The following is a 14368-nucleotide window of genomic DNA, read 5'->3' as shown; positions in this document are numbered from 1 at the left end:
GGTCCACGGGGCAGGCGCGCCGACCGACCGCCTCACACCTGCCACATCGTTCCTGCTCAACCCGGTCCGACTCATCCACAATCCGTCCATCAGCCGTTACGGTGTGCCGGAGCCCCAGTCGTACTGCCCGAAACCATGAGCCCGGGCGGCCGGGGCCGTCACAGGGTCGGGGGACCGGGTTCGGGGGGAGCGGGTTGGGTTCCAGGGGCATGACTTCTGTGGCCGGCCGGCATGAGGACGGCGACAGACGAAACGTTTCTGACGCGACGGGCATGGTGGTGCTCGGGGCCTGTGCCACCTGGTCCCTGATCACGGCGGCCGTGCACGACGGCCGCCCCGAGGGCGTGCTGCTCGCGGTGCTGGCCGTGTCCGCCGGTTATGCGGCCGGGCGGATCTGCGGAGCGCTCCTGCCGGTCGCGGCGCCCTGCGCCGGGGCCCTGGCCGGGCTCGGGACCGCGGTCGCTCTCCCGCGTCTCACCCCTGAGCCCCAGCTCGTCGTGCCGATGGGGCACGCCGGTGCCACCGCCGCCCTGCTGACCCTGGCCGCCGGCGCGGCATGCTGTGCCGCCTGGGCCACCGGGGTCCCGAGCCTGCGGCTCGTCCTGCGCGCCCTGGCGGCGGGGACGGCGGTGACCGCGGCCGTCCTCGGCTCGGTCACCGGATTCGTCGCCTGCACCTCGGTGCTGCTGTCCTCCCTGGCCGCGGGCCGCGTACGCCGCCGTGGCGTGGGCATCGCCGGGCTGGCTTCCGCCGCCGCCCTGGTGACCGGCCTGACCTGGGCGGTCGCCGCACGAGCGGTGCCGGGCGGGCTCTTCGTGTCCCTGGAGGGCCGGCTGACACAGCACCGGGTCGCGCTGTGGCGGGACGCCCTGCACATGGCGCACCGGGACGCCGCCCTCGGCGTGGGACCGGGCCGCTTCGCGGAGCTCAGCCCGACGGCGAACGGGACAGCGCCCACGGACGGCAGACCGCACTCGGCCGCGTTGCAGCAGGCCGCCGAACAGGGCGTCGTCGGAGTGGTCCTGCTGGCGGCCGCCTTCTGCTGGGTGCTGTACGCGCTGTGGCGGTCGCGGCGTCCCACACCGGTGGCGCTCACCGCGGGCGCGGCCCTGACGGTACTGGCGGCGATCGCCACTGTCGGCAACGCGCTGAGCTTCACCACGGTGTCGGCGGGCGCGGGACTGCTGGCGGGCCTGGCCACAGCGCGCTCCCTCGCCGAGGAGCCGGCGCGGACGCGGGCGGGGTCGCCGGCCCTGCGGTGACCGGCGGGCACTCTGCAGCCTGCGCGTGAACGTCAGCGCTGTGTGCTGGGCGTGGTCGGCCGCAGGCGGTCCTTGATGACGCGTACGGCGGCCTCCGCGTCGTCAACGGTGATCGTGAACGTGTGCCCGTCCCACAGGCGCAGCATCAGGCCCTCGCCGCGGCGGACCACGACCGCGGTGCCCTTCTCGGGCCGCCAGCGGTAGCCCCAGCCGCCCCAGTGGCGCGGGGTGACGTGCGCGACGAACTCGGCGCCGGCGACGTGCGCCAGCGGGATGCGGCGGCGCGGCACACCGATGTGGCCGCAGCGCACTTCGAGGCAGTCCTTGTCGACCTTCAGGGCGACGTGCACGAAGGCGAGGGTGCCGCAGAGGACCAGGAGGCCGGCCGCGATGCAGCCGACGACGGCCATGACGAGCGGGGCGACGCCGGACGTCCAGGCGGAGTCGACGGCCAGCTCGATGCCCAGCGCCATGCAGGCGGCGCCGACGAGCGCCAGCAGCCACTGGAACCGGTTGGTGGCGCGTCCGGTCCAGACGTCGGGGTGCGGGCCGTGCCCGCGGTGGACGTGGTCCCTCATGGCTATGAGATTACTCAGCTTTCGCTGCGCGTGTACCGCGTCGCGCACGGTGACCGCGCCCGGGCGGGCGCGGCGGACCGGGAGCCTCCGGTCCGGGGCCGTCGGTCACCGGGCGGGGGTGACCGCCTGGAGGAGCCGCCCTTCCTCGTAGGTCAGGGCAGGCGCCGGCAGCGCGCCTTCGCGTCCGCTCAGCAGAACGGTCAGCGTCCCGTCGGCCGCGGCCCGAGGGGCGGGCTGCTCACCCAGCCGGCGCAACGCCTGCGTGGCGACGGCCCCCGCCGAGCCGTGCAGGACGAGCGGCGGGAAGCCGGGGCGCTGCACGGCGGCGCGGATGCGCTCGGCGACCAGCTCGTAATGGGTGCAGCCCAGGACCACGGTCGTCACGTTCTCGGGGGTCAGTACGGCCGCCGCGGCGACGGCGGCGTCGATGGCCGCCTGGTCCGCGTGCTCCACCGCCTCGGCGAGGCCGTGGCACGGCACCTCGGTGACCGGCACCCCGTCGGCGAACTCGTCTATGAGGCCCCGCTGGTACTGGCTGCCGGTGGTCGCGGGCGTCGCCCAGATCGCGACGGGGCCGCCGCCCGCCGCGGCCGGCTTGATCGCCGGGACCGTGCCGATGACCGGCAGAGCGGGTTCGAGGCGGGCGCGCAGGGCCGGCAGGGCGTGCACGGTCGCGGTGTTGCAGCCGACGATCAGGGCGTCGGGCCGGTGCGCCGCGGCGGCCTCGGCGACGGCCAGGGCGCGCCCGGTCAGGTCCTCCGGAGTCCGCGGTCCCCAGGGCATGCCGTCAGGGTCCAGGGAGAGTACGAGATCGGCGTCGGGTCGCAGGCGCCGTACGGCGGCGGTGGCCGCCAGCAGACCGATTCCGGAGTCCATGAGCGCGATCTTCACGCGGCCACGATAGACGATGGGCCCTTACGGACCGGTCCGGTGGGGCAGACTGCGCTCGTGAGCGCGATCGTGTGGACCGCCGCCGGATCACTCGCCGCCTGGCTGTGGCTGCTGCTCGGTCAGGGCTTCTTCTGGCGCACGGACGTCAGGCTGCCGCCCCGGAGGGAACCGCGGGAGTGGCCGTCCGTCTGCGTCGTCGTACCGGCGCGCGACGAGGCGGCGGTCCTGCCCGCCAGTCTGCCGTCACTCCTCGCCCAGGACTATCCGGGGCGGGCGGAGGTCTTCCTCGTCGACGACGGCAGTTCGGACGGCACCGGGGAGCTGGCGTACGAGCTCGCGCGGCGCCACGGCGGGCTGCCGCTGACCGTGGACTCGCCCGGCGAGCCGCCCGCAGGATGGACCGGAAAGCTCTGGGCGGTGCGTCACGGCATCGGCCTGGCACGCGCGCGTGCGCCCGAGTACCTCTTGCTGACGGACGCCGACATCGCTCACGCGCCGGACAGTCTGCGGCAACTTGTGGCCGCGGCGCGCACCGGAGGCTTCGACGTCGTCTCGCAGATGGCCCGGCTGCGGGTGGAGAGCATGTGGGAGCGGCTGGTCGTGCCGGCGTTCGTCTACTTCTTCGCCCAGCTCTATCCGTTCCGCCGGATCGGCAGGAGGGGAGCGCGCACGGCGGCCGCCGCGGGCGGCTGTGTGCTGCTGCGCGCCGAAGCCGCAGAGCGGGCGCGGATCCCGGACGCGATCCGGCATTCCGTCATCGACGACGTGGCGCTCGCACGGGCCGTCAAAGCCGGCGGGGGCCGCATCTGGCTGGGCCTCGCCGAGCGCGTGGACAGCGTGCGCCCGTATCCACGGCTGCACGACCTGTGGCGGATGGTGTCGCGCAGCGCGTACGCGCAATTGCGGCACAACCCCCTGCTGCTGGCCGGAACGGCCGCCGGGCTCACGCTCGTCTACCTGGTACCGCCGGTGGCCGGGGTGGCCGGCGTGATCACGGGGACTGCGGCGGCAGCCGTCGCCGGAGGTCTCGCGTGGCTCGTGATGACGGCGACGTACGTTCCGATGCTCCGTTACTGCCGTCAGCCGCTGTGGCTCGCCCCGCTGCTGCCGTTCACGGCGTTCCTGTACCTCCTCATGACGGTCGATTCCGCGGTGCAGCACTACAGGGGGCGCGGCGCGGCCTGGAAGGGCCGCACCTACGCACGTCCCGACGCCGTCGTCGGCGACGAGCCCTGAGCGCTCACTTCCTGCCGGGAGTCCAGTTCATGCCCCACCCGTAGGCGTGGTCGACGGTCCGCTGCGGGCTCACTCCGCGCTCGGGAACGAGGTACCGCGCCTCTCGCTGGACGACCAGATCGCCGCCGGTGTTGGTGATCAGGGCGAGCGCGCAGACCGTGGAGGGGATCGTGCACTCGTCAAGCGAGAAGTCGACCGGGGCGCCGTACTGCGGCTGAAGCGTGACCGTGGCGTGCAGGTCGGCGAAGGAACGCGCCCCTTCGTAGATGGTCACGAAGACGAGGATGCGCCGGAACGCCTGCCTGTGGTCGAGGTTGACGGTGAGGTTCTCGCCGCTTGCCGCGGCTCCGGTACGGTCGTCCCCGTCGAGGTGGATGTACGGGGGCTGGTGCAGGGAACCGAAGGCGTTGCCGAGTGCCTGTACGACCCCCTTGCGGCCGTCGGTGAGCTCGTACAGGGCGCACAGGTCGAGGTCGAGGTCCGCGTGCATGGCGACGGCGCGGCCGCGCTTGCTGCCCCATCCCGAGAACTGTTTGCGCACCTCCCAGTTGAGGTTCACGCGCAGGGCCCCCGAGGCGCCACCCTGCTTGGTCAGCGACACGGAGGGCGTCGCCTTGGTGAGCGTCACCTTGGTCAGCCGGACCGGGGTCGCGGGGGCCGAGGGCGGCGGGGGCGGAGGTGCCACGGGCGGTGGCATGGTGACGGGCGGTGCCACCGGCGGCGGCACGGTGACCGGAGGAGCCGGCGGACGCACGGTCACCGGAGGAGCGGGCGGCGGGGCGGGAGCCGCGGCGGTTGCGGTGTGCTGCGGTTCGTCCACCGTGATCCCGAAGTCCGTGGCCAGCCCCTCCAGACCGCTGCCGTAACCCTGGCCCACGGCCCTGAACTTCCAGGCACCCTGGCGGCGGTAGAACTCGCCGAGCACGAAGGCCGTTTCCACCGTGGCGCCCGTGCTGTCGAAACGAGCGGCCACGGTCCCCCTCGCCGCGTCCCGGACCTCGATGTACAGCTCCGGGATCTGCGCGAAGGTTCCGCCGTCCGCGGAGGCGGCGAGGACCACGGTCTCGATCGCGGGCTCCACGCGCGCGAGGTCGACGAGGAGGGTGTCGGTCACCCGGCCGCCTTCGACCCGCTTGCCCTCGTGCCGGACCGAACCGGAGGCGTGCACCGGCTGGTTGTAGAAGACGAAGTCGCTGTCGGAGCGGACCTTCCCTCCGACCAGCAGCAGCGCCGAGGCGTCGGCGTCGGGCACGCCCGGCCCGGCACGCCAGCCCAGCTCGACCCGCAGCGCCGCCGCCGGCACCGGAGCATTGGATCCTTTCGGCATTGACATGTCCGCCCCCTTCGCGTGTCACCGGGCCGTACCGCGCCCCGGCACTTCCTTCGGTTTCTCCGTAGGGCCAACCTATTCCCAGGGACACTGAACTCCCTGAGAGGCACAGAAAGGCACAGAGGGAGACAGGAGAGAACAGGAGAGACGGGAGGTCGACCAGGGGTGACCCGTCGGGAACCAAGCCTTTACACGCTCCACACACCGATCGGTGCCCTTTTTTGCCAAGTTCGCTCGCATTGGGGATCCCGCGTCACTCGGGACACAAAAAACAACCCTCTTATCGGTCTCCCCAACCAGCACATCGTGGGCTTAACTTATGTGCCATGACCTCCCCCCGCTCCACTTATGGCGGCGGCTACTACTCCGCCTCCTTCCCGGACACTCCGATCTACGACTCGCTCGTGGCCGAGCGGGGCACCCCGCAGATCGCCCCGATCCGGGTCCCCGCGGCGTACGACATGCCGAGCAGCTATCTGCCCGCGCTGCCGTCGGCGCTCCCCGCCCTCCCGGCCCCGTCCCAACCCTCCTACGGCTACCCGCAGATGCAGCACGTCGCTCCGCTGCAACAGGCGCCCACGGCTTACATCCCCCAGCAGGCCGCCGCGCCGCGCGGATACCCCGGCCCGCAGCCGCAGCAGCCCCGCCAGGCGGGTCCGGGCATGGGCTACGAGGCGATGCGTCCCGCGGCTCCCCGCCCGGGCCCGGCGCCCTACCACGACCCGTACAACAACCAGCAGTACCGCGGCTACTGATCCGCCCTCCGGGCTGTCGGCGCCGCCTGGCACGATGGCCCCATGGGCAATGTGCAACTGCTGTCGATTCACGTACATCCGGTCAAGGCGTTCCGGGGCCTGGCGCCCCGGGAGGCCGTCGTGGAACCCTGGGGGCTGGCCGGAGACCGACGCTGGGTGCTGATCGACGACGGGGGAAAGGTCGTCACGCAACGCCAGCAACCGCACCTGGCGCTGGCCGCCGCCGAGCTCCTGCCCGGCGGCGGCCTTCGTCTGTCCGCACCGGGCATGGAACCGCTCACCGTGCCCGTTCCGCGGCCGCTGAACACCGTGCCGGTGGAGATCTTCCGCGACAAGGTCGAGGGGGTGCCTGCCGAGGGCACCGTCGCGCACGCCTGGTGCAGCGAGTACGTCGGAGCCGGCGTACGCCTCGTGCACATGGACGACCCCGCCACGCGCCGCCCCGTCGATCCGGAGTACGCGCTGCCCGGCGAGACGGTGTCCTTCGCCGACGGCTTCCCGCTGCTGCTCACCACCGTGGCCTCCCTCGACGCCCTCAACTCCCTGATCGCGCAGGGCGACCGCCCGGACGAGGGCCCGCTGCCGATGAACCGTTTCCGGCCGAACCTGGTCGTGGCCGGCACCGCCGCCTGGGCCGAGGACGACTGGTCGCACATCGCCGTCGGCGAGGTCACCTTCCGCGTCGCCAAGATGTGCGGGCGATGCGTCGTGACGACGACCGACCAGGCCACCGCCGAGCGCGGCAAGGAGCCCCTGCGGACCCTGGGACGCCACCGCCGCTTCGACGGCAAGCTCGTCTTCGGACAGAACCTCGTCCCGCAGACCCCCGGCACGGTCCGGGTCGGCGACCCGGTCAGGATCCTCGACTGAGAAGGATCCTTGAGGGCCCGGGTCGGGAACTGTGAACGAGGGCTCGCGCGTTGGGATCCCGTGAGAAGTCCACGGCAGGTCCCGGTCAGGTGATTTCGCTCTTTCCTTGACCGGGCCCGCGCGTGAACGGCTCCGCCGAGGGGTGTCACGGAGCGGGAAGGGGGTGCGGATCGGTGCGAGCGATCAGCGGGCTCTGGCGCTGGCGGCACAATCCGCTGCGCCGTGCGACCGATATGGCCGAGGCCTGGGTCGCCCTGGCGTCCCTGCTGCTGATCCTTCTCGTCGCGCCCGTGACGGGTTCCCTCGTCGGGGGCATCGCCCAGGACGCCCTGCATCGGTCCGTCCAGGACCAGCGCCAGTCCCGCCAACAGGTGACGGCCACCGTGGACCGCGAGCTGGACCGGTCCCCCCTGGAGGCCGACCCCGAGACGTCCTCCGGGCGGGACGCCCGCAGCCGCGTCCTCGCCGACTGGACCGCACCGGACGGCACCGAGCGGCACGGCACGGTCATGGCCCACCTCAAGACGCCGCACCGCGGCGACCACTTCACGATATGGACGGACCGGCACGGCGGCGTGGTGGCCCGGCCGCTCGACTCCGCGACGGCGACGACCCATGCCGTCCTCGCCGGGTTCGGGACGGCGCTGCTGGCCGCGGCCCTCGTCGAAGGCGGCAGACGGCTGGTCGTGTGGCGCATGGTCCGCCGCCGGTATGCCCGTTGGGACCAGGCGTGGGACCGGGCGGGCCCGGACTGGGGCAGGACCGGCACCGGCAGCTGACGGCCTTCCGGCTCTGGTCAACCCACCGCTCGCGCGCACGCTACGGTGGACCGGCGAACCATTCGGCATCAACCCGCGTACCACGAGGTGGGGGCACAGCAACGCCATGGCACAGGGCACGGTCCAGGTGACGCACACCGGCACATCGCGGTGGCGCCGCCGCACGGGTGAGTACGCATCGCTCGCCGCCGCCCTGGAGGCCGCGGCCGACGGTGACGTGCTCACCGTCGCCCCGGGCACCTATCGGGAGAACCTCGTCGTCCAGCGGGCGGTGACCCTGCGGGGCCCCGAGGGCTCCCCCGGCTCCGTGCGCATCGCGCCCGTCGACGGAGTGCCGCTGACCGTGTGCGCCTCGGCGGTGGTCCAGGACCTGCATGTGGAGGGCCAGGACGCGGCCGCCCCGGCCCTGCTGGTGGAGGAGGGCACACCGGAACTCCTTGACGTCAGGATCGTCACGCGGTCCGCGGCGGGGATCGAGGTGCGCGGCGGTGCCCGGCCGACTCTCAGGCGCTGCACCGTCGACAATCCGGCCGGCATCGGCATCGCCGTACTCGACGGCGGGGGCGGGGTGTTCGAGGAGTGCGAGGTCGTCGCGGCCGGCCAGTCGGGCGTCGCGGTGCGCGGCGGCGCGCACCCCCGTCTGGAGCGCTGCCGCATCCACCACACGTCGGGCGCGGGCATGACGGCGACGGGGGAGAACTCCGCGCTGGAAGCGGTGGGTTGCGAGATCTACGAGGTCCGCGGCAGCGGCGTCCAGGTCACGGGCCGGGCCACGGCCCACCTCACCGACTGCGATGTGCACCGCACCACCGCCGACGGCGTCACGCTCGACACCGACGCCGTACTCACGCTCGCCGACTGCCGCATCCACGACATCCCGGAGAACGCGGTCGACCTGCGGTCGCGCTCGGTGCTCACCCTGACCCGGACCACGGTGCGTCAGTTCGGGCGCAACGGGCTGTCGGTGTGGGATCCCGGTACGCGCGTGGACGCCAACCAGTGCGAGATCTTCGACAGCACCGGCGACTACCCCGCCGTCTGGGTCAGCGACGGCGCCACCGCGGTGCTCGACTCCTGCCGGGTGCACGACGTGCCGGACGCCCTGTTCGTCCTCGACCGCGGCTCGCGCGCCGATGTCGTCGACAGCGACATCTCCCAGGTGCGCAACACGGCGGTGTCGGTGAGCGACGGTGCCACGGCGCAGCTCGACGACTGCCGCATCCGGGACGCGGCGACGGGTGCCTGGTTCCGCGACCACGGCAGTGGCGGCACCCTCAGCAACTGCACCCTGGACGGCACACAGACCGGCGTGATCGTCACGAAGGGCGCCGACCCGACGATGGAGCGCTGCACGGTGGACTCCCCCGCCGAAGCCGGCTTCTACGTCTCGGCAGGCGGTCGCGGCAGCTTCGTCGGCTGCCGGGTGACGGGCAGCGGCGGGTACGGCTTCCATGTCCTCGACGGCTGCCGCTCCACGCTGAAGAAGTGCCGTACGGAGCGGTGCGCGCGCGGTGGGTACGAGTTCGCGGACGCCGGCCCCGACGGCGCGTCCGGCGCGGGCCCCGTCGTCGAGGACTGCACGAGCGACGAGAGCGGGGGCCTGCGCCCGCCGACGGCGCGAGAGACAGCCGTGGAGACGGCGGCCCAGTCCCCCGGTCTGCTGGGTGCGATCCCCGGGCAGCGCACCACCGAGCAGGAGCCGCTTGTCACGGCCGTGGAGCCGGAGAAGCCGGCACGCACCTCGAAGGCCGTCCTCGGTGAGCTGGACGCCCTGGTGGGCCTGGGCAGCGTGAAGCGCGAGGTGCGGGCGCTGACCGACATGATCGAGGTGGGCCGGCGCCGGCAGCAGGCCGGCCTCAAGGCGGCCTCGGTCAAGCGCCACCTGGTCTTCACCGGCTCCCCCGGCACCGGCAAGACGACGGTCGCCCGCCTCTACGGCGAGATTCTCGCCTCGCTCGGTGTGCTGGAGAAGGGGCATCTCGTCGAGGTGTCCCGCGTCGACCTGGTCGGCGAGCACATCGGCTCCACCGCGATCCGCACCCAGGAGGCCTTCGACCGGGCGCGCGGCGGTGTGCTGTTCATCGACGAGGCGTACGCGCTCTCGCCCGAGGACTCCGGCCGCGACTTCGGCAAGGAGGCCATCGACACGCTCGTGAAGCTGATGGAGGACCACCGGGACGCGGTCGTGGTGATCGTGGCGGGCTACACGGCCGAGATGGAGCGGTTCCTCTCCGTCAACCCGGGTGTGGCGTCCCGCTTCTCACGGACCATCACGTTCAGCGACTACGGCCCGGGGGAACTCCTGCGGATCGTGGAGCAGCAGGCCGAGGAGCACGAGTACCTGCTGGCGCCGGGAGCCTCGGAGGCCCTCCTGAAGTACTTCACGGCGATTCCCAAGGGCCCCGCGTTCGGCAACGGCCGCACCGCGCGTCAGACCTTCGAGGCGATGGTCGAGCGGCACGCGAGCCGGGTCGCCCAGTTCGACGACCCGAGCACGGACGATCTGACGCTGCTCTACGCCGAGGACCTACCCGACTCGCCCTGAGCCTCCCCGTCCGGAACCGCGCCGGGAACCACCTTGTGGCGCGGCCCCGGCACACCCGGCCGCAGCCGGGCCAGTAAACCGTTCCCGTTCCTCGGCGAAGGCCGGGTCCGCCTGGTAGTCGGTGTGGCCGAGGACCGGCGCGGGCAGGGGATGCCGCGCGGTGCGTCCGTAGGCCAGCGGGTCCTTGAGCGGTTCGCGGTCCACCTCGGGGCCACAGGCGCCGGGCAGACGGACCGGCCCGCCGATCGGGTCGGTGAGCCGGTAGAGGTTGCGCCAGCAGTCGACCTCGTGGTGCAGGGAACTGAGGGCGGCGGGGCCGAAGTGGGCCGGGAACCAGCGGCCGTAGAGACGCTCCAGCGGGGAGCCGTACGTCAGCAGCGCAACCCCTTTGCGGACCGACGGCGGCAGCTGCCACGCGGCCGCGGCGGCCAGCACGCTGCCCTGGGAGTGACCGGAGATGACGAGCCGTCCCCCGGTTGCCCGCGTCCAGCTCGCCATCCGCCAGGTCAGGTCGGGCACCGCGCGCTCGGCGTAGCAGGGCGGCGCGAAGGGGTGGGCGGCGCGGGGCCAGAAGGTGCCGACGTCCCACAGGATGCCGATGGTGCGACGCGCGGAGGCGTCCTTGTAGGCGCGCCGGCCCCAGGTGACGAACAGGACGAAGCCGAGCCCGATCAGCCAGGAGCCCAGCGCCTGGGCGGTCTCGGCGGCACCGTGGACGAAGGCGGGGGCGGGCCGGGCCGCCTCCGCGGGCGCCTTGTCGGTCGTCAGGGCGCACACGAGCGCCGCTGCGCCCAGGAGCAGCGTGGTGGTGGAGGTGACGGCGACGACGAGGGGACCTCGGTCGGTGAGAGCGGCCATCGCGCGGGCCCTCGCGATGCGGCGGGTGCGCTGCGTGTCCCTGGGCTCTCCCGCGTAGTCGCGTTCCACAGCGGCCCGCGCGGTCCGGCACAGGAGCCAGGTACGCCGTCCCAACCGGCCGCAGAGCGCCAGCAGCACGACGAGCAGCAGCGGGATCACGGACGCCTGCCAGGTCAGCAGGACCGGCGGACCGGCGATGGAGGTCCCCGTGCCGTCCAGCCAGTCGGACACGCGCTGCGACACTCCGCCGGACATCACCCCGCCCAGCGCGCAGGCCAGCATCGCGACGGCGGGCCCGCCCAGGCCGCGCATCGCGGCGCGGGTGTCGGGGTGCGTGCGATGGAGCAGACGGGCCACCACGGCGAGGACGACGACGAGCAGCCCCTGGACCAGGGCGATGCCGCCGAAGGTCATGTCGCCCGGCAGCCGTCCCGCCGATTCCCACCCCGGGCGCTCCCAGCCCGCGTACACCAGGGCGAGCAGGAGCAGGAGGACGGCGGCGAGCGGCAGCCGTCGTACCAGAGGTTCGTCGAGCTCCTGGTCGAGGCGGTTCTCGCTGCGGCCGCGGCGGCAGACCACCCACACCACGACCACCGCGCCGGCGACCAGCGCCGCTTCCAGGAGCCCACCCAGTGCGCCGAGCAGCCCGGAACCGCCCGGCCCGCGGTCGAAGCGGGCCGCCGCCGAGCCGACGGCCGCGGCGACCGTGAGCAGTCCGGCGGCGGTGTGGGCGGCGCGCAGCCGCGCCACCAGGCGGCGGCCGTACCAGAAGCCGGGCCTGCCCAGGGCGGTGCCGCCGGTCTGCTCGTGGGGCCCGGCTCGACGGGACAGCGGCTGCTGCGACTCGTACGCGCTCCAGGTGCGGTGGGAGAGGTACCACAGCAGACCGGTGAGCGCGGCCGGTACCAGGGCGGCGAGGGCGAGGCGGCGGCCGGGGCGGCTCCACCAGCCCTCGTCCGAGAGCTGGGGTGACAGGAAGCCCAGCCAGGAGTGCCGCTCGGCGCACGCGGGCGTGCCCGCGCACTGCCAGGCTGTCAGGTCGAGGGCGACCTCGCAGGCCGCGGCGACGAGCAGCACGGTCAGGGTCAGTCCCGCGAGCCGCACCAGCAGTCCGTACAGCCGGACCGTCCTCCCGCGGCCGCGCGCGGTGGGGCGCATCCAGTGGGCGAGGTTGACCACCATGAACGGCAGCAGCAACAGCCACAGCGCGCGGGCGCCGTTGCCGGAGGTGAGGTTGCACCAGACGTAGGCCTCGGGCACCGGTCTGCCGCCGGGGTCCCCCGCTCCGCACTCCGCATCGGTGTCCTCGGCGTCCTCGGCGCGCCGGAAGACGGCCGCCGTGTCGTCGCCGGTGATCCGCACGGTGCGCGGATCGTCGAGCATCTTCTCCGGAGTGGTGCCGCCCACGCCGTGGACCAGGAGTTCCAGGGCGGATCCCGCTTCCCGCGGCCGCGGGGCGGAGCCGGCCGGTCCGCCCGTCGAGGCCTGTTCCCGCGCGCCTTCCACTGTTCGCACTTCCCCCGTGACGCTCCGCCGACATCTGTTCGTGCGGGCACAAGGATCTCCGCTCGGGCGATGGCGCACACCACTCGTCACGGAATCTCCCCGATCTGTGGGACACGCCGGAAACGGATGTTGTCGTGGTGGCATGCGCGCCTCGGCACGATCGGTGACGCGACGCGTACCCTGCCGTGCGAGGATGGGACGCCCGTGCACCGGGGGTGAGGAAGAATGTCCTCGTCGGAGGGGGTGCGCAGGCGTGTCGGACGGCATGAGGCGAAAGGACCGGAGCGTACGTGAGTGAGAATCAGAACCTCCTCGCGGAGCAGCGGCGCGCCCTGATCGTGGACGAGGTCCGGCGCCGCGGCGGCGTCCGTGTGAACGAGCTGACCCGCAAGCTCGGCGTGTCGGACATGACGGTGCGGCGCGACCTCGACGCGCTCGCCCGTCAGGGCGTCCTGGAGAAGGTGCACGGCGGCGCGGTTCCGCTGGTCGAGGCGAGCACGCACGAGCCGGGCTTCGAGGCCAAGTCGGGGCTGGAGCTGACGGCCAAGGAGGACATCGCGCGGACGGCGGCCGAGCTGGTCACGCCGGGCAGCGCGATCGCGCTCTCGGGCGGTACGACGACGTACGCGCTGGCCCACCAGCTGGTGGACGTGCCGGACCTCACCGTCGTCACCAACTCGGTTCGGGTGGCCGACGTCTTCCACGCGGCCCAGCGCACGTCGGGCACCCGCCAGGGGGCGGCCACGGTCGTGCTGACCGGCGGGGTGCGCACCCCGTCCGACTCGCTGGTGGGCCCGGTGGCCGACCAGGCGATCGCGGCGCTCCATTTCGACCTGCTGTTCCTCGGCGTGCACGGGATATCGGTCGAGGCCGGCCTGTCGACGCCGAACCTGGCGGAGGCCGAGACCAACCGCCGGCTGGTGCAGTCGGCGCGGCGGGTCGTGGTGGTCGCCGACCACACCAAGTGGGGCACGGTGGGCCTGAGTTCCTTCGCGGCGCTGGAGCAGGTCGACACGCTGGTGACTGACGCCGGGCTGCCGGCCGGGGCGCGCACGGAGATCTCCGAGCATCTGAGGCTGGTGGTGGCGGGCGAGGCCGGCGAGGGTGCAGACAGCTGACTGACCGTCAGCTAGTACCGTGTCAGCCAAGGTTCGCCCCGTCGCGACGCACAAACCTTGGCTGACGCGGCACCAGGGTGGGGGCGCCGGGCACCATGCCGCCCGTGCCCGTACTGCCCGCCAACCGCCCGCCTCCCGCAGGGATGCCGCAAGGGAGATTCGTCCATGGCTCGCCGACTGCGCCCGGTGGGAAGCGAGTTCGTCGAGACCGCTCCGGTGCGTCTCGTCTTCGCCCGGGAGATCTCCGCTCCCCCCGACGCCGTCTTTCGCGCGCTCGCCGTGGACGTGCCCGGCTGGGCCGAGTGGTTCTCGGCGGTGGCACTCGCTCGGCCCGTCGACGGCGGCGCCCGGCGCGAGGTGCGGCTCAGGGGCGGCACGTGGTTCGAGGAGACCGTGCTCGCGGCGAAGGAGCCGGAGGTGTACACCTACCGCGTGGACGTGACCAGCGCGCCGGGCGTCCGTGCGCCGGTCGAGGAGTGGCGGCTCGCCCCGGCGGGCACCGGCACGCGTGTGCGGTGGCCCTTCACAGCCGAAGGGACGGCGCCGCTGCGTCTCGTGCTGCGGCTCGCGCGCGGGGGCCTCGGCCGGTCGTTCCGGGACGCGGTGACGGCGCTGGACCGGCGGCTGGCCGCAGGGTGAC

The 14368-nt window shown here is 73.3% G+C and carries 11 protein-coding genes and 1 pseudogene; 8 read left to right on the top strand and 4 right to left on the bottom strand.

Annotated features, from left to right (window positions below):
• Positions 1-272 precede the first annotated feature (272 nt).
• Positions 273-1262, top strand: coding sequence for an O-antigen ligase family protein (locus tag ACZ562_RS31085; protein ID WP_471185892.1), 990 nt, complete (start codon positions 273-275; stop codon positions 1260-1262).
• Positions 1263-1294: 32 nt separating this feature from the next.
• Here ACZ562_RS31085 and ACZ562_RS31080 read toward each other — a convergent pair whose 3' ends face one another.
• Together ACZ562_RS31080 and ACZ562_RS31075 are read right to left on the bottom strand one after the other, a co-directional pair.
• On the bottom strand, positions 1295-1840 hold the full coding sequence (locus tag ACZ562_RS31080; protein WP_471185891.1) for a hypothetical protein: 546 nt from the start codon (positions 1838-1840) through the stop codon (positions 1295-1297).
• A 105-nt stretch (positions 1841-1945) separates the two neighbouring features.
• Complete coding sequence (locus ACZ562_RS31075) at positions 1946-2731, bottom strand: glutamate racemase (protein ID WP_471185889.1); 786 nt, start codon at positions 2729-2731, stop codon at positions 1946-1948.
• 57 nt (positions 2732-2788) lie between these two features.
• Here ACZ562_RS31075 and ACZ562_RS31070 point away from each other — a divergent pair, with 57 nt between their 5' ends.
• Entirely contained in the window at positions 2789-3967 is a 1179-nt protein-coding gene (locus ACZ562_RS31070) for a glycosyltransferase (RefSeq protein ID WP_471185885.1), read from the top strand.
• A gap of 4 nt (positions 3968-3971) precedes the next feature.
• Here ACZ562_RS31070 and ACZ562_RS31065 read toward each other — a convergent pair whose 3' ends face one another.
• Positions 3972-5294 carry a TerD family protein gene (locus tag ACZ562_RS31065; protein WP_471185947.1) on the bottom strand — a complete coding sequence of 441 codons (1323 nt, stop codon included), beginning with the start codon at positions 5292-5294 and terminating at the stop codon, positions 3972-3974.
• Between the two features lie 329 nt (positions 5295-5623).
• Here ACZ562_RS31065 and ACZ562_RS31060 point away from each other — a divergent pair, with 329 nt between their 5' ends.
• From ACZ562_RS31060 to ACZ562_RS31045, 4 genes are all read left to right on the top strand, one after another.
• Entirely contained in the window at positions 5624-6052 is a 429-nt protein-coding gene (locus ACZ562_RS31060) for a DUF6643 family protein (protein ID WP_471185883.1), read from the top strand.
• 42 nt (positions 6053-6094) lie between these two features.
• Positions 6095-6922 (top strand): MOSC domain-containing protein, encoded by an 828-nt coding sequence (locus tag ACZ562_RS31055; protein ID WP_471185880.1) that lies wholly within the window; start codon positions 6095-6097, stop codon positions 6920-6922.
• Between the two features lie 173 nt (positions 6923-7095).
• Positions 7096-7701: an Rv1733c family protein gene (locus ACZ562_RS31050; protein ID WP_471185877.1), complete on the top strand. Its 606-nt coding sequence runs from the start codon at positions 7096-7098 to the stop codon at positions 7699-7701.
• A gap of 106 nt (positions 7702-7807) precedes the next feature.
• A complete protein-coding gene (locus ACZ562_RS31045; protein ID WP_471185874.1) occupies positions 7808-10246 on the top strand; it encodes a right-handed parallel beta-helix repeat-containing protein in 2439 nt (812 codons plus the stop codon).
• Here the strand turns inward: ACZ562_RS31045 and ACZ562_RS31040 are convergent.
• Positions 10216-12610, bottom strand: a pseudogene (locus tag ACZ562_RS31040) (hypothetical protein). The gene ACZ562_RS31045 and the pseudogene ACZ562_RS31040 overlap by 31 nt on opposite strands.
• A 290-nt stretch (positions 12611-12900) precedes the next feature.
• On the opposite strand from ACZ562_RS31040, the gene ACZ562_RS31035 reads away from it, so the two are divergent.
• On the top strand, positions 12901-13728 hold the full coding sequence (locus ACZ562_RS31035) for a DeoR/GlpR family DNA-binding transcription regulator (RefSeq protein ID WP_471185871.1): 828 nt from the start codon (positions 12901-12903) through the stop codon (positions 13726-13728).
• Positions 13729-13893: 165 nt separating this feature from the next.
• Positions 13894-14367 (top strand): SRPBCC family protein, encoded by a 474-nt coding sequence (locus tag ACZ562_RS31030; protein ID WP_471185868.1) that lies wholly within the window; start codon positions 13894-13896, stop codon positions 14365-14367.
• Position 14368: the final 1 nt, after the last annotated feature.

The sequence above is a fragment of the Streptomyces sp. NPDC040410 genome (assembly GCF_055595715.1).
Note: the sequence above shows the minus strand (reverse complement) of the source record. Positions and strands in the feature narration are given on the sequence as shown.

Bases quoted from the DNA above. Each gene is read 5' to 3' on its own strand.
- ACZ562_RS31085 (WP_471185892.1), top strand. From the start codon at position 273: ATGGTGGTGCTCGGGGCCTGTGCCACCTGGTCCCTGATCACGGCGGCC.
- ACZ562_RS31080 (WP_471185891.1), bottom strand. From the start codon at position 1,840: ATGAGGGACCACGTCCACCGCGGGCACGGCCCGCACCCCGACGTCTGG.
- ACZ562_RS31065 (WP_471185947.1), bottom strand. From the start codon at position 5,294: ATGCCGAAAGGATCCAATGCTCCGGTGCCGGCGGCGGCGCTGCGGGTC.
- ACZ562_RS31060 (WP_471185883.1), top strand. From the start codon at position 5,624: ATGACCTCCCCCCGCTCCACTTATGGCGGCGGCTACTACTCCGCCTCC.
- ACZ562_RS31055 (WP_471185880.1), top strand. From the start codon at position 6,095: ATGGGCAATGTGCAACTGCTGTCGATTCACGTACATCCGGTCAAGGCG.
- ACZ562_RS31045 (WP_471185874.1), top strand. From the start codon at position 7,808: ATGGCACAGGGCACGGTCCAGGTGACGCACACCGGCACATCGCGGTGG.
- ACZ562_RS31030 (WP_471185868.1), top strand. From the start codon at position 13,894: ATGGCTCGCCGACTGCGCCCGGTGGGAAGCGAGTTCGTCGAGACCGCT.